Origin of the sequence: Paenibacillus sp. GCM10027629 (genome assembly GCF_042676425.1) — a bacterium.
GTDB lineage: Bacteria > Bacillota > Bacilli > Paenibacillales > Paenibacillaceae > Paenibacillus_K > Paenibacillus_K terrigena.
Genome location: NZ_JBHTGZ010000017.1, coordinates 85491 through 104071 on the forward strand (window position 1 = coordinate 85491; position 18581 = coordinate 104071).

Sequence of the window (18581 nt, forward strand, 5' to 3'; positions counted from 1 at the left end):
CGAACATGATTCGACTGATATTAGGGGAAGATCAAGGGTTATTGCGCGGGGCGCTCGCGACGCTGTTGTCGCTCGAAGACGATATAGAAGTAGTCGGTCAAGCTGAGAATGGAGAGGTCGCGCTTCAACTGATCCATGAACTGAAGCCGGATGTGGTCATTCTGGATATTGAGATGCCGCTCAAGACGGGCCTCGACGTGGCGGAGATCATGAAGCGGGATAACATTCCAGGTCGCGTCATGATTCTGACGACATTTGCTAGACCGGGGTATCTACAGCGTGGCATTGCAGCAGGCATTTCCGGCTACCTGCTCAAAGACACGCCGAGTCATGAGCTCGCGAATGCGATCCGTCAGATCCATCAAGGGAAGCGGGTCATTAGCCCGGAATTATCGCTCGCCGTCTGGGAGGATCCATGTCCGTTATCGCCGCGGGAACGTGAAGTATTGAAATATGCGGCACAGGGGATGACGATGCAGGACATCGGCGCTACGCTATTCCTCTCTCATGGGACGGTTCGTAACTATATGTCGGAAGCGATGGGCAAGATTGGTGCCAGCACGCGGATCGAGGCGATCAGTATTGCGCATGAGAAAGGTTGGTTGGATTAGTCGGATCAAGCGCGGCGAATCGCAAGATTGCGATAAGCGTGAATATGTATGGTGCTGCTAACGAACCGTTTAGCCCGCATGGGTCCATACGATGCGCGATCAGTGGAAGGACTGCAGCCCGATCCTCCACTAACGAACCGTACAACGCTTATTGCCGCGAAAATCGCGTTTTTTTTGCGCTAACGAACTCAGCCAGCGTTATTGCGCCAGAAACGGGCAGAATTGCACGTTTTTCATCGGAATAACGATACTAGGATTCGTTACAATTTCAAAATACGATTTTTCGAGCAAATAAGCGTGCCTGGGTTCGTTAGCACAGATCTGAACGGACAGACGTCACCCGTGCGTACGGTCGGCATCCTTCAACGCCCAAGAACCTCCAATTCCACGTCGATCGTGGGAATGGAGGTTCTTTTTTGACTGCCCTCGTTCATGCATTCGTTCGATACTGCGCCCGATAAGCGGAAGGACTGTAACCCGTCTCTTTGCGAAAAATTTTACCGAGATGATTCGAGTCATCCCAGCCCGTAGCCACAGCGATCTCCCCGATCGGCAGCATGGTGGTGGTGAGCAGCCGTTTGGCGTGCTGAATCCGCTTCTGGCGCATATATTTGAGCGGCGGCATGCCGAAGTGTTTCTTGAAATATTTGATGAAATAGTTCGGGTGCAGATGGAAAGACTTCGCGATCTGGTCCACCGTAATTTGCGTATGCAGATGGCGCTCGATGTACTGCTGAATTTGGCTGAGCCGATCGATTTCTTCCAAATGGGTATGTAGAATTTCAACGGGTACCGACTCGAGAAAATAAGCGATGAGCTGCAGTAGGATTGCTTTCTCCTGAAGCCTTGCGGGCAAAGATTGCTGCCTGACCAATATCGTCAACTGCTTGAACCATGACTCGACCTGATCGTAATCTAGTACGCTTAAAATAAAAGGGACATCCAGCCACTGGAACAGATCGAACGGACCGACCTTGGCCGTAAAATGGATCCAATATTTGAAGTACGTATTTGCATTAATCGCCGCGTAAGATTGCTCAAAATGCGCGGGCATCAGACAGAGCTGTCCCGGCTTCGGGTAGAGCTCTTGATCCCCGATCTGCAGCCAGCCTTCTCCCTCACAAATGAAATACAACTTGTTGTAATTCGGCGTATAATGCATATCCTGCCAGTCGGGCGGACACTTCGTCAGTCGTGCTTCGAGCAGGTGAATCTGCAAATTCTGCAGCAGTTCCTCGAAGACGTTATTCATCGTTCCCATGCGGTTCATCACGTCCCACCTTGAAGTTAGTTTTATACGAAAGGAGGTTATTTTCACACCTGTCCATTATACCATAGCTCTGTTAAGCTGATTGCAACGACGAATATGAAAAGGGTGGCGAGAACATATGATTACGACGCAAAATCAGCTTATCGAGGAGCGTACAGAACGTACAAAATGGTTCCTGCAAGATCGATTCGGCATGTTCATTCACTGGGGATTGTATGCGATTCCAGCGCGCGGCGAATGGGTGCGTAATGGTGAGCGATTGACGGTGGAGCAGTATCAGCCGTATTTTGACGCGTTCAATCCACAGCATTACAATCCAGCGGAGTGGGCACGTGCTGCGAAACAGGCAGGGATGAAATATGCGGTTCTTACCGCGAAGCATCATGACGGTTTCTGTCTATTCGACAGCCAATTGACGGATTATAAATCGACGAATACACCGTCCGGCCGCGATTTGGTGCGTGAGTTCTTGGATGCTTTTCGTGCGGAAGGGATCAAAGTCGGTCTCTATTACTCGATTATTGATTGGCATCATGAGGATTACCCGGCTTACGGCGATCTTCACCACCCAATGCGCGATAACAAGGACTATCAGCGTGATCCGAAGACGTTCCCGCGGTATCTCGAATATATGCACGGACAAGTCCGAGAATTGCTCGAAAATTATGGCAAGCTCGACATCATGTGGTTCGATTTCTCTTATGGCGAAATGAGCGGTGAGAAATGGCGCGCGACGGAACTGATGGAGATGATCCGCAGCATTCAGCCGCATTTGATTATCGATAACCGTCTGGAAGTGAACGATGGACAGGCATCGATCATGACGAATAACCCATCGGTCTATTCCGGGGATTTCTGCTCGCCAGAACAGATCATTCCGACGGAGGGCTTAACGGATAACGAAGGTCGTTCCCTCCCATGGGAAGCATGTATTACGCTGAATAACAACTGGGGTTATGCCGCACATGACCATACGTACAAAACACCGCAGACAGTCATTCGTAAGCTCGTTGAATGCGTCAGTAAGAACGGCAACATGCTGCTGAACGTCGGCCCGAATGCGAATGGGGAGATTCCTGCGGAGTCGCTTCGCATCTTAGAGGAAGTGGGCGAGTGGATGCAAGCGAACGGGGAGAGTATTTATGGCTCCGGAAAAGCCGACCTACCGAAACCAGACTGGGGTCGTTACACGCAGAAGGGGAATACCGTGTATGCGCATATTTATGAGGAGAACATCGGACCGATTCATTTGCCAGGCTTGGCGGGGAAAATCAAACAAGCACGCGTGCTCGCTGACGGTTCTGAAGTTTTCTTGTCACTGCCTTGGAATGCTTCACAATACTCGACGGATGCGTTCATGAATTTCCACAGACCGGAACATTCGACCTATCCGCTGCCGGATCCGCGCAATACCGTTATTGAACTGAAATTGATCGATTAATTCATAGATAGGGAAGACGGCTCTCGCCCAGGCGAGGGCTTTTTTCACCTGTCGATACGGTCTGCCATGCTTGCCGGAAACCTGCGATTACGATACAATGCAGGGAAGCAGTGACAATCAGCGGAGGGGGAAGGAACATGGAAGCACAGCAGCCATCGAAGAAACAGCCGAAAGCCTGCCCGTCTACCTACAAAACGTTCAGCTTGTCATTACAAGCGTTAGTTATCCTTGCGAAGCATTCCAGTACATGTCCAAGCAGTGATATCGCAACTTATATGCAATCCGAAGCGACGTTGTTAAGACGTATTCTTGCTGTCTTAGCTCGGGAACATATTATTGAGACGCGTGAAGGACGCGAAGGCGGATATCGTCTAAGCAAGAGTCCAGATTTGATTACACTGGCAGAAGTCTACTCGGCCCTTCAGATTGATGAAGCTCGTTGCAGCGGGATGACGGAGGCAACTGGAGAGAATTCTTTCGGTGTGAAAATGAAATCGGTGATGTTTGATATTACGTCTGAAATCGATCAGAGTGTGTTAACGGTACTGAACAAATACACGATTGCGGATTTGGTCGAGCGAACATGCGAGCCCGATTGACATCATCGAATCGCAGGTATATACTGTGCAAATAAGAGCACAGATGAACCAAACGCTTAACTGTGCAAAATATAACACAGATGAATATTTAGGAGGAGTTAACTATGTCAACGCAAGTCGAACAGCAACAGGATTTTTTCAAGGTCATCCATGAACGCCATTCCGTACGTTATTATGATCCTGCAGTGAAAATTTCGAAGCAGGAGTTAGAAGAACTCTTGCAGGAAGCTACGCTTGCACCTTCTTCAAGCAATCTTCAGCCGTGGCGTTTTCTCGTTATCGATGATCAGGACCTGAAGGAGAAACTGCTGCCTATCGCCTATAATCAACAACAAGTCGTTGATGCATCGGCTGTCATTGCTGTCTTGGGAGACATGAATTGGTACCACGAAGGGGAGAAAATCTATTCTAAATCTGTGGAAGCAGGTTATATGAGCGAAGATGTGAAGAAGCAAATGATGTCCACGGTGGAAAATGGATATCATCACATGGATGAAGCGCGCAAGAAGAAAATCGTGCATATCGATGGGGGTCTCATCAGTATGCAATTGATGTTAGTGGCTCGTGCGAAAGGTTATGATACGGTACCGATGGGCGGATATGACGCTGCGAAGTTCAACGAAATGTTCCAAATTCCTGCGCATTACGAGAACATCATGCTGATCGCACTCGGTAAAGCAGCGAAGCCAGGACACCCGACAGTTCGTTTGTCTGTAGATGAAGTAACACATTGGAACAGCATGAAGTAATTTGTATTGCATTTGGGAACCTTTTTTTGAATCAAAGCGAAAAGTGAAATAGATATGGAAGAGAAGGGAAGCGAGGGAATGCTCGCGTCCCTTTTTTTTGCGGGATAGATTGGTGTGAGAAGATTATTAATCGAATGAATCATTTATCTCGTGAATGATCTGTTATTTCTGACGAAGGGCCTTTAACTCGGTATAAAGCTGCTCATCTTCCCCACGCAGCTGCCCGTTCAATTTGAAACCCAAATACACGCTCCGAACGACATGCTTCAGATTAATGCCCTTGACGTAGCGTTCCATGTAATCCTGTTGGTCAAGCTGTTCCGAAGCGTTCTCAATCCATGTACAGAACTGTGCGGCGGAGACGTGTTGGTGCGTAATCATCGAACGGAGTGCGACCGCGATACGTTCATCTTCTTTAAAGCCAAAGACGGCCTCCGCACGGGTGATAAATTGGTAAAACGCCTGCCAGATTTGCTGGCAAACTTCATACGAGGAGAATCGGTGGTAGGCCAGCTCATCGAACGTATCCGATACATGAGCCACACTGTGTACCCAGCCGTATTCTGCAACATAACCTCTTAGATCCTGTTCTTGTTCCGCATACGTGATGAGGGTGTGCAAGACGTTTGTATAAGTCTCTTCCGAGAGGAATTTCTCCTGCTGATCTTGATAGAGGATCGATGCGATGACGAGCGATGAGAAGCTTCGCATCAGCACGCTGGACGTATTCGACTCGCCGATGCGATAGAGCAGCATCTCCGAAGAGAGGGCTTGATCGAGCAGGGTCAGGAGCTGATCAGACGTGAATTTGGACGATGTAATCCATTTTGCGATGAGTGAATAAGCGAGATTGTCCCGAAGCTCGGCATCGGTTGAATGAAAACATTGAAGAACGCGCTTTGATGCATTGAGCAGTTCGTCGCCTTCGGGCATCGAAATGTCCTCGTTAAGTAATTGTTGAAGCCATTGTTTCGTTTCGATGGTGCTGCTGGTTGAGCTTGGCATCCGGTGTATGCTCCTTTTTGAGATGTATTAACACAAATTGTTTACGTTACAGTAATAGGGGATAACAGCGAAACGGACCGTACAGCCGGTATTCAGCGGTTAATTATCCAATTGGAACGTGTTTTGATAAGTGCTCATGTATCCGTTAGATGGTAGAAAGTGATCATTTGGCAAGAATAGCGCCCTTAGGGTCCGATATCCCATACGTAAATTCTACCATTTTGGTAAATTTGTAAAAGATATTTTAAGATTCTCCACAAGCATTGACACTACCCCCCCTTAAAACCTAGAATAAATCATAGGAATACAACATAAAAACAGTACAAACAACCAAAAACAACATATTGATGATGATAAGGATGGAACGATCATGTCACTGACTTTTGAAGAACGGAAGAAGACGATTCTAGATTGGTTGGATAAGGATGAGAAGGTGCAGGTGCTGCCGCTCGCTGAACAGCTTAGTGTAACGACGGAGACGATACGCCGGGACCTCGACCGACTGGAGAAGGAAGGACGCTTGAAGAAGGTCTATGGGGGCGCCGTTAGGACGCGGGAAAATGTGATGGAACCACCGTTCATGAAGCGTTCACTAATGCAGCCGGACGAGAAAGCGGCGATTGGTGCCTTCGCGGCTTCGCTCGTTCAAGAGGGGGAGACGATCATGATCGACAACGGGACGACGACGCTTGAAGTGCTCAAGGGGCTTAGGGATCGTGCCGATGTGACGGTCGTGACGCACTCTGTCCCGGTGCTGCTCTACGCCATGGAGATGTTCAAAGGACAGTTGATTTTTGTCGGAGGGCAAATGGATGTGCAGGCGCAAGCAGCGACAGGGGCGATGACGGAGAACAGTCTGCAGCAATTTAAGGTACACAAGGCGTTCATCTCCGTCGGCGGCGTATCGCTCAAGGACGGCATTAGCGATTACAACGTGAACGAGGCGAGTATCTCCCGGTGCATGATGGCGCGGGCGGAGGAATCGATCGTCGTGGCGGATCATACGAAGCTGGGCCAGAGCGCTTTTGCCAAAATTGCAGATATCAAGCAGGTGTCGATGCTGATTACGGATCGTGGCTGTTCAGCCGATTGGGCGAAGCAGTGGAGAGAGACGGGGAACGATATATTTATCACAGAATAGAGGGGAGACGGACGATGAAGGTCGATTTTCACTTTCATTTGGAAGAAGGGCCATACAGCACAGGATGGATTGGGCGGACGGCACGGGCGCTGGAGAACGTGCATCAAGATCGGGGGACACTGCATGCGCCATCACATTCGCTAGCTTGGGTCAATGAATTAACAGAGCTGTTGCGAGATCGGATGGAAACGGGTTGCTTTAGTGATACGTGGCTGGCCTATTATTTTGAAGAGGGCAAGAAACGCGGGATCGAACGGTTTGGTATGGTGGATCATCTGTATCGGTTCACCGAGTTCCGTTCGTATTACGAGAAGCATATGGTGCTGGACGATTCCCCGCTCGGACGGATGCAGCAGTATTGGCTGGATCGGGTATGTGTGACGTCGATTGAACCGTATTTGGATGCTGTACGGCGTGCAAAGGCCGCGGGGTACCCGGTATCGCTCGGCGTCGAAGCGGACTTTTTTCCGGGCGGAGAAGAGGAGCTTGGCGCATTGCTGTCGCAATATGAGCTGGACTACGTGATCGGTTCGGTTCACTTCGTGGATGGTTGGGGGTTCGACAACCCCGAGGCGCAAGAGTTGTTCGAGAATCGCGATTTAGTCGAATTGTATGCCAAAGGCTTTGAATACGTAAAAATGGCCGCGCGAAGCAGGTTGTTCGACATTATTGCGCATCTGGATAACCTCAAAGTATTCAACTATAGGCCGGATGAAAGTCAGTTATTGCCGCTCTATGAAGACGTGGCGAAGACGCTGAAGGAAGCGGACGTGGCGACGGAGATCAACACGGGATTAGCCTATCGTTATCCTGTCAAAGAGGCTTGTCCAAGTCCATCCTTCCTGCAAATTTTGAATAAACACGGGGTGCCGATCACGATGAGCTCGGATTCGCATTTCCCGGATGATATCGGAACCTTGCTCGATGAAGCGATGGATCTGCTCGAAGCAGCGGGGTACACCGAAGTGATCTATGTGCATGAGAAGCAGCGGATTACAGTGCCTCTAAGGGAGTAAAATGTTGTGACCCCAGTGGAGATCCACTGGGGTTATTCGTATGGTCCTCTAAGCCGGCCACCAATACACGGATGAGAAAGGCAAGTTCACCTCTGATCGTTCCTGGACTCTATCCCGGACGGACTCGTCACATCCATGTGAAGGTTCAAGCGCCGAATGATCCGATTCTGACTACGCAGTTGTAACTCCCTAACGTAATTAACTGCACAAATGCAGTTAATTTACTCGAAGCTGCTGATTAAGGGGTAAATAACTGCGCAATTGCAGTTAATTTACTCGAAGCGGCTGATTAAGGGGTAAATAACTGCGCAAATGCAGTTAATTTGCGTGAAGCGGCGTATTAAGGAGTAAATAACTGCGCAAATGCAGTTAATTTGCGTGAAGCGGCTGATTAAGGAGTAATTAACTGCACAAATGCAGTTAATTTACTCGAAGCGGCTGATTAAGGAGTAAATAACTGCGCAAAAGCAGTTAATTTGCGTGAAGCAGCGGGTGTTTGAGCACCTGTTGTTATTTTTTTTGCTTTCCACTTCCAGATAAAGATACTTTACTAGTTGGAAATTGGTGTAAATCATGAATTAGCGTGATATTTCGTAATGTTATATTCGAACTTCTGTTATATAATGAGCAATTACCACAAATTTAAATAACAAGAAATGAGACCTTCATGACAAAGAAAATTGCATGGATTACAGACAGTACTGCCTATATTCCAGAGGATTTGAAGAATAATCCCGATGTATTTGTGATTCCGATCGGGATTATATTCGGTAACCATGTGTTCGAAGATTGCGTGGAGCTAACTACGGAGGACCTGTATCGACGAATCCGGGAAGAGAAAGAGATCCCCAAGTCATCCCAGCCCCCGGTCGGCAGGTTTACGGAGCTTTTCGAGAAGCTTAGTACAGATTATGACTGCGCAATTGCTATTCATGTATCGGATAAAATAAGTGGAACATTCGCTGGCTGCCAATCGGCCTCGCAGCTTGTTCCATTTGAGGTCGAAGTTGTTGACTCGAAATCGATGTCTTATGCGATTACAACGTTGATCTACAAAGGCATAGCGCTTGCACGGCAAGGGCTAGACAGCAAGGATATCGCGAATCAGTTACGGTTGGAGACAGCGAAATCGCAAAATTATATTGTTCTAGGTTGTTTAGATCAGTTCTATAAGGGTGGGCGGATGACGGGAACCCAATATTTATTAGGATCACTTCTGCGGATTAAACCCATCATTCGGATCAACTCCGAAGGGGTGTTCGAACTATTCGAGAGGGTCCGTTCAGAGAAGAAGGCGTACAACCGTATGACAGAACTCCTGAAGCAATCTTTAGAAAAATATCACATTCAACAATTGCAAATTATGCATGGGAATGTCCGGGATAAGGCGGAGGCATTCAAGCAAGATATTAAGAAGCATTTTCCAAGCATGGATGTTGTCATCGGAGAGATTAGTTCTGCGATTGCAGTTCATGCGGGTGAAGGGACCTTGGCCGTCATTTGGCACAATGAGCCGAAATCCATTTAGGAAAAGAATTAGAGCGAGACTCTTCGTAGACAGTGACGGGGGTTTCGCTCTTTTTTTATGACTATTGATAATTTTCCATTATTATCCTTATGATAAAACTGAACCTTTTCGAACGATCGATGCAATATAGAGGTGTAAGCTTACCAAGGAGGGCCCTTGTTCATGCAAGAAATCGAATTACAATCATGGATCGAACGCATTCGGGAAGGGGATCAATCTGCATTCCAGGTCATCTATGAATGGACCTTTCCTGAAATTTATCGTTCGGTCGTGTTCCTAATCTCAGACAAACAAGAGATCGAAGATTTGATGAATGAAATATATTTTCAGCTATGGAAGTCGATATCGAACTATGATTCGCGTCGACCTTTCCGATTCTGGCTGCACGGCATTGTGCTGAAGCAGATCCAGAAATGGAGGACACAGCGTTGGAGAAGGTTCCGGATCTTCGAGAAGAAACGGCTCTTGGAAGTGGAAGAGCATCTATTCTCGGATCGGCCTGTTCTTGCGGCAGAGACACACCAGGAGATGTTATCGATCGTGCATCAGCTTTCGTACAAGCTTCGCATCGTGATCATTCTTCGTTATTATCACGATTACGCATTCGATGAAATCGCTGAACTGTTGGAGATTCCGCAAGGAACGGTTAAATCCAGACATCATACAGCACTAGGCAAGCTTCGCGAGCTTAGTCCGTATTTTGAACAAGGAAAGGAGCAGAAACTTTATGTCCATTGAACAACAACTGCGCGATAAGCTGCAAGATTGTGCGGAAGCAATGGAAGTTCCGTCAGAAATGCAAAAGCGTGTGGAGCGAGCTTCTTATGAACGCTATCGGAATGAAAAACATAAATCTATATCAGCTTTAAAGGTTCGCCTGATTATAGGTGCGCTTGCGGTTGTCCTGCTCACGCCTATTGTCATCTATACTGCCCCTGCCGTCGCTGCACAGATTCGCGCTCTATTGAATTTATCGGGGACGGAAGACATACGCAGCTTCGTCACGAAAGATGAGGATTCAGATTATATCACGACCAATTTATATGAAGATGAGGTTGCCGGGAATAAGGCTGCACAAGATGTGCTTGCACGTATTTATCACGGTTATCCAGAGACGCGCTCTTTCGAAATTGCTAACGCACAAATTACAGAAGGGACGCGTGGCGGGGAGCAAATCCATGAATTGAACTTGATTCTCATGGAGAAAGGGAAGACTTTCGCTGATCCGCATAAGGAAATTACAGCGATCGTCGATGTGAGGACTGGAGCGATTCAATTCTTTCAAGCGATCGAATTAGATCCTTCAGCACATACCTTGAAATTGCGGGAGGCGGAAGCGATTGAGATTGCGAATGCCTTCTTGGAGCGATTGCAAATGAATATCGAGGGATATCAACATGAGGTTATACGGACAAGTTCGAATAACACGCAAGAAACGGATCAATCGATCGTGATCTACAAGCGTCCTCAAGATGGGAAGAAGATGCTCCAAGTTAACCTTCGACAAGGCAGTACGAGTGTCGCGGACATCAGTCAGGAGAAGTCTTGAGGGTTCAACGACTCATCCGTCGTGAGGGTATGGTCGCGTTGACATTCTTGCTGCCAAGTGCCATCGGATTCGCATTGTTCTATATCATTCCGTTCGTGATGGGATTGATCTATTCGATGTTGGATCGAACCGTCGGAGGATCGTTTGTAGGATTGGCGAATTATCAGGAGCTGCTGAGCAGCGATTCATTTCGCAAAGCGGCATCAAATACCTTCTGGTTCACGGCGGTTAACGTTCCGCTGATGCTTATCGTATCGCTGGTTATCGCCATCCTATTGAATCGTAATCTCTATCTGCGAAACTTCATTCGGATGGCCTATGTTCTGCCGCTGGTTGTGCCGGTCGCTTCTGTCGTGATGGTATGGCAAGTGATCTTCGATTGGAATGGATCGCTGAATGCTTGGCTGCATGGCTTCGGATTGGATCAAATCGATTGGATGAAATCGACATGGGCTAGAGGCGTCGTATCGGTCTTTTATCTCTGGAAGCATGTCGGCTATAATATCATCCTATTCCTAGCAGGGCTGCAAGGTATTCCGCGAGACTATTATGAGACAGCGAATATCGAAGGGGCAGGTAAGTGGCGCCAATTCTACAGTATTACGCTCGTCTACTTGACGCCGACCATGGTCTTCGTTGTGCTGATGTCGATCATGAATACATTCAAAATATTTCGAGAAACGTACTTGATCGCAGGGGATTACCCGCATGATAGCATCTATACACTTCAGCATTATATGAACAATATGTTCCTAACGATGGATGTACAGAAGTTGTCTGCGGCAGCGACACTTATGGTGATCTGCATCTTCATGATCGTCACGATCCTGCTTCAAATCGAGAAAAGATATACACAATTTATAAATTGAACGAGGAGGAAGGATGGAGAATAAGGGGTTCATTCGGAACCTCTTGGGAACGCTGGTGATGGCGTGCAGTGGGTTAATGATGCTCTTTCCTATTGTGATTACTTTCACAAATTCACTGATGACAGAGCAAGAGATTCACGGTAATTATGATCTCGTGGGCACCATGCCGACCCGAGCGCCTGGGGAATTGCCTTCATTTGTGAATTTGAAGATCATACCGGATTGGCTGTCCTTTGAGCAATATGGAAAAGTGTTGCTCGAGACGCCGAATTACCTGTTCATGCTGTGGAATTCGGTTGCCATGGTCGTCGCGATCATTGTGGGGCAGACCGTTGTGAGTGCGCTGGCCGCGTACGCATTTGCCAAACTCCGATTTAAGGGAAGAGAGGGTTGGTTCCGAGTCTACTTAATGACGATGCTGATGCCTTTCCAAGTGACCCTGGTTCCGAATTATATTATTGCTAATCAGTTAGGCTTAATGAATACAGCGAGCGCGATCATATTGCCAGGGATATTCGCGGCATTTGGGGTGTTCATGCTTAGACAATTTATGCTGTCGATTCCCTACGCACTTATTGAAGCGGCACAGATGGATGGTGCCGGACATTATCGTATTTTCTACCGTGTTATGCTGCCCTTGATGAAGCCGGGGATCGCGGCGCTCGTCGTCTTGCTGTTCGTAGACTATTGGAATATGGTCGAGCAGCCTTTGATTTTCTTGGAGGATGCCTTTAAGCAGCCATTATCGCTCTATCTATCCAGAATTAACACAGAAGCGCAGGGCATCGGCTTCGCTGCTTCGATGATCTACATGACACCGATGGTGCTGTTGTTCATGTATGCGGAATCGTATTTTATCGAGGGTGTACAAATGTCGGGCATTAAAGGGTGATCGAGAGGAGGAACAAGATGAATACAGGGATGGCTGAAGCGATGGATGCGGGCCGAAAACGAAAAATAGTGTGGATCTCCGGTCTGTTCATCGGTGTGCTCCTACTTCTTACCCTATCGAGTAATACATGGCTGACGATGAGTCTACCTAAGGTTCGAACAGAGATCGGGAGACAAGGACCGTTGACCACCCAGTGGAATGGTACAGCGCGGCTGATGCCCAGGCAATTGATGGCATTATCCAATGCTGCGGAGTGGACGACGAAGGAAGTGCTCGTGAAACCGGGAGACCGCGTTACAAAAGGACAGACGCTCATTACGTATGACAATCCTGCTGCGGAGCAGGAAATACAGGATGCCAATGCGAGTCTTGCACAGCAGCAATTGTCGATCGAGGATTTGCAGGATGCTTATATTGAAGCGGCTCAGAACAATGATGAAATGCAGATGCGTCGTACGAAGAGGGAACTAGAGCGAGCCCGATTGATGATGGATGTGCAGCAGCGAAAAGTGGCGGTGATGCAGTCGGATGCGAGCGGTCGAAGACGTATCGTTGCACCGTTTGATGGTGTCGTAATGCAGGTCAATGCGGCTTCGCAGCTGCCCTCAGGGAGCAACGGGCCGGATGTAAGTCTAGCGAATATGCAGCAAGGCTACCAATTCGAGATTGTTATACCGAATGCCGTGGGGCGGAAGTATCGTACAGGAGATAAGCTCAAAGTTCAAGTAGAGCATCAGGGCACGAACGTACCCGTTGAAGGGACGATTCGTGAAATTCGAAATGCGACGAGTACTAGTGATGGCAGTCCGTCGCAGGGGGAGAATGCGACTCCCGATACATCGAATCAACTATTCGTTGTACAAGTAGTGCATCAAGATTTGGAGGCCAACGACTTGGTAAATGTAGATCTAACGCAATCACAAGAGGACGAGGGGGCCTTGCTCGTGCCGAACCAAGCGATTCATCGCGAAGGTAAGAGCAGCTACGTACTTGTTGTCGAAGAACGTAGAGGTCCGCTGGGGAATACATTTATCGTCCGCAAAGCCCCAGTCCGATTGGTGGGGACGAATGGTCAGGAGTCCCTCGTGCAAGGGGTATATATGAATGATGCCATCATTGTGGAGAGCAACGAGCCGCTAGCGGAAGGTAATCGCGTAAGAGTCTAGTGCGTTCGCTTATTATAGAGGTTGTTCAAAAAGTCATCATTTGATCACGAAGTGATTCAAGAAGCATAATCAACATCGAATCTTGCGTTCACCTTTGAAGTCCGGTACTCATTTAGGTTTCGCCTAAACTCCGTTCCTCCTTCTTCAGGTTCTCGCAACCTTCTCGGTGCTGAAATGCCGACTTTTTGAACACGCATTAATAGATTTTGCATATGGAGAGAGGGAATGAGATGAGAAAAAGTTCGATCGTATGTTTGATAGTTGCATGTTCCATGAGTTTGGCTGCTTGCTCCGGCGGGCAGAACGGCGACGAGAAGAAGGAGGGGAAAAAAACCGTCGTCTTATCCGTCTTCAGCGCTGATCCAGTCTATACACAGGCGGAGAAAAAATATGAAGCGAGTCACCCGAATGTGGATATTCAGATTAAGGCACATATGAAGGACCCAAATGCCAGCTATGAAGGGGAGGGGGAAAAATATATAAACATAACCAACACCGAACTCTTATCGGGTAAAGGGGCAGATATCATTGCCTTTGATGTGATGGGGCTGCCTGTCGTGAAGTATGTCGATAAAAAAGTGTTGGTTAACTTGAGCGATCTGATGAAGCAGGATCAGTCCTTTGATGCCAGCCAATATGAGATGAATATTCTGGACGGTGCCAAGATGAATGGAGGTCTCTACACGCTGCCTTTACGATTCTTCTTGGACAGGATGATGGGGGATGCCAAGGCGATTGAGGATGCAGGCGTGACATTCGATGATTCGAACTGGACATGGAACGATTTCACAACGGTTGGTAAAAGCTTGGCAGCTTCAGGGAAACGGAAACATGCGACGGGAAATACGCCTCCGGAGCAGATGCTGAACTATTTGTTCTCGGATAACTATGCAGGGATTGTGAAGGATGAGAAGCGTTTCGACACGAACGCATTCTCATCACTCATGAAGCAAGTGAAGAAGATGTATGATGATGAAGTCGTCACGAAGGCCGAGATTGCTGCAGATGAATCCTACTTTTTGCCTACGATGATTATATCTCCTGAAGATTATTTTGTCGGACCAGCCATGTTCTATGAGAAAGGGAAGATCTATAACAAGCCACGGGCTTTGCAGGAGCAATCGGGAGGTTCATTCATCATGAATAGGACGCTCGGGATCAACGCGAACTCAGACGTCCAGGCGGAAGCGTGGGATTTCATGAAATTCCTGATGTCTGAAGAGGCGCAGATGCTGCCGGGACTGCAGGGTTTCTCCATTAACAAATCGGTGAACGAGAAGATGTTCAAGGACCTTGAGAATAAAGGCTCGGTGGAGTCGCCGACGGGATCTTCCGTACCGGTTAGCAAGGAAGACCTCGAAGTTCTTAAACAGATGGTCGCCGATACGAAGACAACGGTGAGAGAAGATAAGAAGATTCAATCGATCATTGAAGAGGAAGCGAAAGCCTATTTTAGCGGACAAAAGTCGGAGCAAGCTGTTGCGGATCTGATCGCAAATCGGATCACAACCTATTTGAATGAGTAATGAAATCTTGAGTAAAGGATGATGATGGATGAAAAAATGGATAGCGGTGTTGTTCGTATTCGGAGTTGTGGCCAGTGTCTCAGCTTGCTCGGTTCCAGGTGCGGAAGAAACAAAGGCAGAAATGAATATAGAGGCTGAGCCGCTAGATCAACGGGGAAAGCAAGAACAAAAGGGTGAAGAGACTGCCGAGAAGGAACAAAAGAATGATGAAGGCCAGAATGATGGGCAGGGCATGACGAAAGTATTCTCGGATCTGATGGCATTGAAGCTTCCGGAGGGCCTTGAGGCACAATCGTCAGGCTCCACAAATTCGAAATTGATCTATACCGATAAAGCGAATCAAGTGAAGCTCGAAATGCTGCATGATCCTGAGCAATTGGTGACGGATGAGGGGATCGATATGGGACGTTTGAAGATGAGAGGGATCTTCGAACAACAATATGAAGGTGTAAAATTAGAGTGGTTGAAGGATGAGACGCAGCAAGTCCATGGGAAGCATATCGCGATTAATGAGGTCATCGTTCCATCCAAGGCAGGCGACACGTATCATCTCGTGGCTTGGGCTGAATTAGACGGCGCTTTTCTGGAAATCACATTCACCTGTCCCGCAGATGTGAAGGGGGAGTGGCAGAATGCTGTGCATGAGATGATCGAATCGATTCAGATGTAGGGAAAGGGCTGCAGGTTCAGTTTCATGAAGTAAAGATTAATAGTAGGAACATGACCGCTTGGCGAAACCGCTGAGCGGTTTTTTGGCGTGGTATGTCTGGACAGAAGAACTTTTCAGAAAATGACATATTTCTAGGTATTTCGACTTATTTTTATGACTTTGGAATCGAATTTGGAGGAATTTAGAAGTGGATGACGAATGTAATTTTTTGGTTAGGTATATTTTACCACCAAAAGGAAATGCAGGTTTTTGATCGATGAAGATCGCGCGTGAATTTAGGTTATAGAACCTAAATCTTTTATGAACCAAGTGAATGAACCAAGGCAAACTCGTTCGAAAGACGGGGACGCAAAGCCACGGGTCTAAGGTACATTCGTACTATGATCGCCGGGCCGCTCAAAGGCTTGGTTTTTGTGTGCCCAAAAAAGACCATAGGGGGAATCGATGATGAGAAGAACGGAAGAAGGAAAGAAAGGATGGCAGTACCGGCTTCGGATGGCGGCGCTCTGCTGTGCATTAACAGTTGCTTCATGGAGTGTGCTGGCTGCGCCAAGTGCGCATGCTGCTGTACAGATTCAGACGGAGGATGAAGTGACGAAGGTGGACATGCAAGGGGGGGATATTCAAATTTCGGGCTCGAATATGGTGTGGTTCGTCACGGGTGCGGATACGACGCGCCAAGTGATGTATCGGGATTTGAAGACGAATCAATCCAAGCTGCTGACGCCGGTGAAATCGTATAAAAGAGAGCTGTCGATTCATGGTGATCTCATATTCTGGGCGGATAAAAGAAATACGGCTCCGGGCGAAGAGGACTGGGATATCTATATGTTCGACTTGAAGACGGGTAAAGAAACGAAGATCAGCAAGACCGTTGGACATTTAGGTTCGCCGCAATCGGATGGACGTTACGTGGTATGGGGGGAATCGGGTCACAAAGTGTATTTGTACGATCTCAAGGCCGGTACGGAAAAGGTGATTGGTGATGGAGATTATCCGAAGATTGCGAATGACAAAGTGTTTTTTACAAAATATTGGTATCAGGATGCAGGGTATCTCTATGACGTGAATACAGGTGCAACGACGAAGGTGATTGTGCTGGATGAGGGAGAGGCGTTCCGCTCTTATGCATTTGACGGTACGCGCGTCCTGACATTCAAGAGAGGAAGCGATGAAGGTGGCGAGGATACGACATCCGTCGTTTTATATGATTTGAAGGATATGCAGACGCCGCAAAAGATGGTTCTTGTTCCTCCTTTTACCGGGAAGAATCTTTCGCATGCAGCACTTGGCGATTCTTATGCGGCTTGGACGCAATATGTTGACGGGGTACTTCAGATTTTTGCAGGAGATATGGGGACAGGTAAGACGTGGCAGGTCACATCAGGGAAGATCAATCAGAAGGATCTGTTCTTCGACGGGGATCGCCTTCTCGTTATGAATGATCAGAAGAAATTGGTCTATAAGACGATGACGCGTCAAGAGGGTCAAGAGGAAGGCGGTACTACGGGGCAGTCTTCCACAGCGGGAACGCCAGGTTCATGGAATTCAGTGATTTCGATGGAAATGGATGAGTTGGTAGAGGCTGAAATCGGCCCGGATGGCGGCGTGTTGGAAGCGCGGAAGTCTGGGATTTCGTTGAACGTGCCGAAGTATGCTTTTCAAGAGCGTTCGAAGCTGACGTTAACGGTCACGACGGCTTGGGACAAGGCGCTTAAGCAGAAGGTGGCTGCTAATTCGCATCCGGTAGGACCTGTCGTGAAGTTGAGCTGGAAGGAAGCGACTGTAAAGCCGCTTACGCTGCATATCCCGGTGGATGTGTCGAAGATGAAGCCGAATCAGGTGAGCAAATTGTCGGTGTATGCGTTCGATGCGTCGGCAGGCAAATGGGAGGATATTGGTGGCAGATGGGATAACGAACGCAAGGAAATGGTGGCGGAGATCGATGGGCCGGGTACGTATGGATTGCAGCTCACGGATATTACCTATTCGGATATTCAGGGGCACTGGGCCAAGGAAGCCATTGAGACGGCTGCGGCACGCCATCTCGTCCAAGGGGTCAGCGCCGGAAAATTCGAGCCGAATGCGCCGTTAACCCGTGCACAATTCGTGACCATGTTGTCAGGTGCATTGAAGCTTCAGGCACTGCTCGGGAATGAGCCGAGTTTCGTGGATGTGCCGAAGTCGCATTGGAGTTACGTGCATGTAGAAGCGGCGGTACAAGCAGGTCTTGTGCAAGGGGATCAAGGGAAGTTCCATCCGAATGAGAAGCTGTCGCGCGAAGCGATGACGGCAATGCTCGTGCGTGCGGAAGCTTGGTTAGCGGGACAGCCGCTTAAGGTGACGGACGAAAGTATTCTGGATGCATATCGGGATGGGGCTAAGGTGAGTGCGTGGGCTAGACCTTTCATGGCGAGTGCTTTGGAACGTAAGTTATTGACCGGCGAAGGGATGAATATTCATCCGGGCCAAGTATCGACACGGGCGCAAGGCGTCGTAATGCTGCTGCGGATGCTGCAGAATCAAGGGAAGCTATAGGTTGAATTAGG

The 18581-nt window shown here is 48.2% G+C and carries 17 protein-coding genes and 1 riboswitch; of the genes, 15 read left to right on the top strand and 2 right to left on the bottom strand.

Annotated elements, in window-relative coordinates; genetic code table 11:
- The first annotated feature begins 5 nt into the window (after positions 1 to 5).
- Entirely contained in the window at positions 6 to 611 is a 606-nt protein-coding gene (locus ACFQZR_RS26050; RefSeq protein ID WP_379351271.1) for a response regulator transcription factor, read from the top strand.
- Positions 612 to 1041: 430 nt separating this feature from the next.
- Here the strand turns inward: ACFQZR_RS26050 and ACFQZR_RS26055 are convergent, their stop codons facing one another.
- Positions 1042 to 1881 (bottom strand): AraC family transcriptional regulator, encoded by an 840-nt coding sequence (locus ACFQZR_RS26055; RefSeq protein ID WP_379351272.1) that lies wholly within the window; start codon positions 1879 to 1881, stop codon positions 1042 to 1044.
- 118 nt (positions 1882 to 1999) lie between these two features.
- On the opposite strand from ACFQZR_RS26055, the gene ACFQZR_RS26060 reads away from it, so the two are divergent.
- From ACFQZR_RS26060 to ACFQZR_RS26070, 3 genes are all read left to right on the top strand, one after another.
- On the top strand, positions 2000 to 3322 hold the full coding sequence (locus ACFQZR_RS26060; RefSeq protein WP_379351273.1) for an alpha-L-fucosidase: 1323 nt from the start codon (positions 2000 to 2002) through the stop codon (positions 3320 to 3322).
- Between the two features lie 137 nt (positions 3323 to 3459).
- Entirely contained in the window at positions 3460 to 3921 is a 462-nt protein-coding gene (locus ACFQZR_RS26065) for an RrF2 family transcriptional regulator (protein WP_379351274.1), read from the top strand.
- A gap of 104 nt (positions 3922 to 4025) precedes the next feature.
- The gene (locus ACFQZR_RS26070; protein ID WP_379351275.1) at positions 4026 to 4670 is read left to right on the top strand and encodes a nitroreductase family protein; all 645 of its coding nucleotides are present in this window, start codon (positions 4026 to 4028) and stop codon (positions 4668 to 4670) included.
- Between the two features lie 162 nt (positions 4671 to 4832).
- Here ACFQZR_RS26070 and ACFQZR_RS26075 read toward each other — a convergent pair whose 3' ends face one another.
- A complete protein-coding gene (locus tag ACFQZR_RS26075) occupies positions 4833 to 5675 on the bottom strand; it encodes a DUF2785 domain-containing protein (protein ID WP_379351276.1) in 843 nt (280 codons plus the stop codon).
- A gap of 370 nt (positions 5676 to 6045) precedes the next feature.
- Between ACFQZR_RS26075 and ACFQZR_RS26080 the strand changes: the two genes are divergently transcribed.
- From ACFQZR_RS26080 to ACFQZR_RS26130, 11 genes are all read left to right on the top strand, one after another.
- On the top strand, positions 6046 to 6816 hold the full coding sequence (locus ACFQZR_RS26080; RefSeq protein WP_379351277.1) for a DeoR/GlpR family DNA-binding transcription regulator: 771 nt from the start codon (positions 6046 to 6048) through the stop codon (positions 6814 to 6816).
- Between the two features lie 14 nt (positions 6817 to 6830).
- Positions 6831 to 7832, top strand: coding sequence for a PHP domain-containing protein (locus ACFQZR_RS26085; protein ID WP_379351278.1), 1002 nt, complete (start codon positions 6831 to 6833; stop codon positions 7830 to 7832).
- 667 nt (positions 7833 to 8499) lie between these two features.
- Positions 8500 to 9360: a DegV family protein gene (locus tag ACFQZR_RS26090; protein WP_379351279.1), complete on the top strand. Its 861-nt coding sequence runs from the start codon at positions 8500 to 8502 to the stop codon at positions 9358 to 9360.
- 162 nt (positions 9361 to 9522) lie between these two features.
- Entirely contained in the window at positions 9523 to 10098 is a 576-nt protein-coding gene (locus ACFQZR_RS26095) for a sigma-70 family RNA polymerase sigma factor (protein ID WP_379351280.1), read from the top strand.
- Positions 10088 to 10909, top strand: a complete 822-nt coding sequence (locus ACFQZR_RS26100) for a hypothetical protein (RefSeq protein ID WP_379351281.1) — start codon at positions 10088 to 10090, stop codon at positions 10907 to 10909. The genes ACFQZR_RS26095 and ACFQZR_RS26100 overlap by 11 nt, the downstream gene beginning before the upstream one ends.
- Before the next feature lie 29 nt (positions 10910 to 10938).
- Positions 10939 to 11778: a carbohydrate ABC transporter permease gene (locus tag ACFQZR_RS26105; RefSeq protein ID WP_379351460.1), complete on the top strand. Its 840-nt coding sequence runs from the start codon at positions 10939 to 10941 to the stop codon at positions 11776 to 11778.
- Between the two features lie 13 nt (positions 11779 to 11791).
- Positions 11792 to 12670 (top strand): carbohydrate ABC transporter permease, encoded by an 879-nt coding sequence (locus tag ACFQZR_RS26110; protein ID WP_379351282.1) that lies wholly within the window; start codon positions 11792 to 11794, stop codon positions 12668 to 12670.
- A 17-nt stretch (positions 12671 to 12687) separates the two neighbouring features.
- On the top strand, positions 12688 to 13836 hold the full coding sequence (locus tag ACFQZR_RS26115) for an efflux RND transporter periplasmic adaptor subunit (protein ID WP_379351283.1): 1149 nt from the start codon (positions 12688 to 12690) through the stop codon (positions 13834 to 13836).
- 254 nt (positions 13837 to 14090) lie between these two features.
- Entirely contained in the window at positions 14091 to 15362 is a 1272-nt protein-coding gene (locus ACFQZR_RS26120) for an ABC transporter substrate-binding protein (RefSeq protein ID WP_379351284.1), read from the top strand.
- 28 nt (positions 15363 to 15390) lie between these two features.
- On the top strand, positions 15391 to 16032 hold the full coding sequence (locus ACFQZR_RS26125; protein WP_379351285.1) for a hypothetical protein: 642 nt from the start codon (positions 15391 to 15393) through the stop codon (positions 16030 to 16032).
- A 312-nt stretch (positions 16033 to 16344) separates the two neighbouring features.
- Positions 16345 to 16432: riboswitch (cyclic di-GMP riboswitch) on the top strand.
- A gap of 44 nt (positions 16433 to 16476) precedes the next feature.
- The gene (locus tag ACFQZR_RS26130) at positions 16477 to 18570 is read left to right on the top strand and encodes an S-layer homology domain-containing protein (protein WP_379351286.1); all 2094 of its coding nucleotides are present in this window, start codon (positions 16477 to 16479) and stop codon (positions 18568 to 18570) included.
- The last annotated feature ends 11 nt before the right edge of the window (positions 18571 to 18581 follow it).

What these genes read in the sequence shown, in the direction of transcription:
- ACFQZR_RS26050 (WP_379351271.1), top strand. Translation starts at nt 6, where the DNA reads ATGATTCGACTGATATTAGGGGAAGATCAAGGGTTATTGCGCGGGGCG.
- ACFQZR_RS26055 (WP_379351272.1), bottom strand. Translation starts at nt 1,881, where the DNA reads ATGAACCGCATGGGAACGATGAATAACGTCTTCGAGGAACTGCTGCAG.
- ACFQZR_RS26060 (WP_379351273.1), top strand. Translation starts at nt 2,000, where the DNA reads ATGATTACGACGCAAAATCAGCTTATCGAGGAGCGTACAGAACGTACA.
- ACFQZR_RS26065 (WP_379351274.1), top strand. Translation starts at nt 3,460, where the DNA reads ATGGAAGCACAGCAGCCATCGAAGAAACAGCCGAAAGCCTGCCCGTCT.
- ACFQZR_RS26070 (WP_379351275.1), top strand. Translation starts at nt 4,026, where the DNA reads ATGTCAACGCAAGTCGAACAGCAACAGGATTTTTTCAAGGTCATCCAT.
- ACFQZR_RS26075 (WP_379351276.1), bottom strand. Translation starts at nt 5,675, where the DNA reads ATGCCAAGCTCAACCAGCAGCACCATCGAAACGAAACAATGGCTTCAA.
- ACFQZR_RS26080 (WP_379351277.1), top strand. Translation starts at nt 6,046, where the DNA reads ATGTCACTGACTTTTGAAGAACGGAAGAAGACGATTCTAGATTGGTTG.
- ACFQZR_RS26085 (WP_379351278.1), top strand. Translation starts at nt 6,831, where the DNA reads ATGAAGGTCGATTTTCACTTTCATTTGGAAGAAGGGCCATACAGCACA.
- ACFQZR_RS26090 (WP_379351279.1), top strand. Translation starts at nt 8,500, where the DNA reads ATGACAAAGAAAATTGCATGGATTACAGACAGTACTGCCTATATTCCA.
- ACFQZR_RS26095 (WP_379351280.1), top strand. Translation starts at nt 9,523, where the DNA reads ATGCAAGAAATCGAATTACAATCATGGATCGAACGCATTCGGGAAGGG.
- ACFQZR_RS26100 (WP_379351281.1), top strand. Translation starts at nt 10,088, where the DNA reads ATGTCCATTGAACAACAACTGCGCGATAAGCTGCAAGATTGTGCGGAA.
- ACFQZR_RS26105 (WP_379351460.1), top strand. Translation starts at nt 10,939, where the DNA reads ATGGTCGCGTTGACATTCTTGCTGCCAAGTGCCATCGGATTCGCATTG.
- ACFQZR_RS26110 (WP_379351282.1), top strand. Translation starts at nt 11,792, where the DNA reads ATGGAGAATAAGGGGTTCATTCGGAACCTCTTGGGAACGCTGGTGATG.
- ACFQZR_RS26115 (WP_379351283.1), top strand. Translation starts at nt 12,688, where the DNA reads ATGAATACAGGGATGGCTGAAGCGATGGATGCGGGCCGAAAACGAAAA.
- ACFQZR_RS26125 (WP_379351285.1), top strand. Translation starts at nt 15,391, where the DNA reads ATGAAAAAATGGATAGCGGTGTTGTTCGTATTCGGAGTTGTGGCCAGT.
- ACFQZR_RS26130 (WP_379351286.1), top strand. Translation starts at nt 16,477, where the DNA reads ATGATGAGAAGAACGGAAGAAGGAAAGAAAGGATGGCAGTACCGGCTT.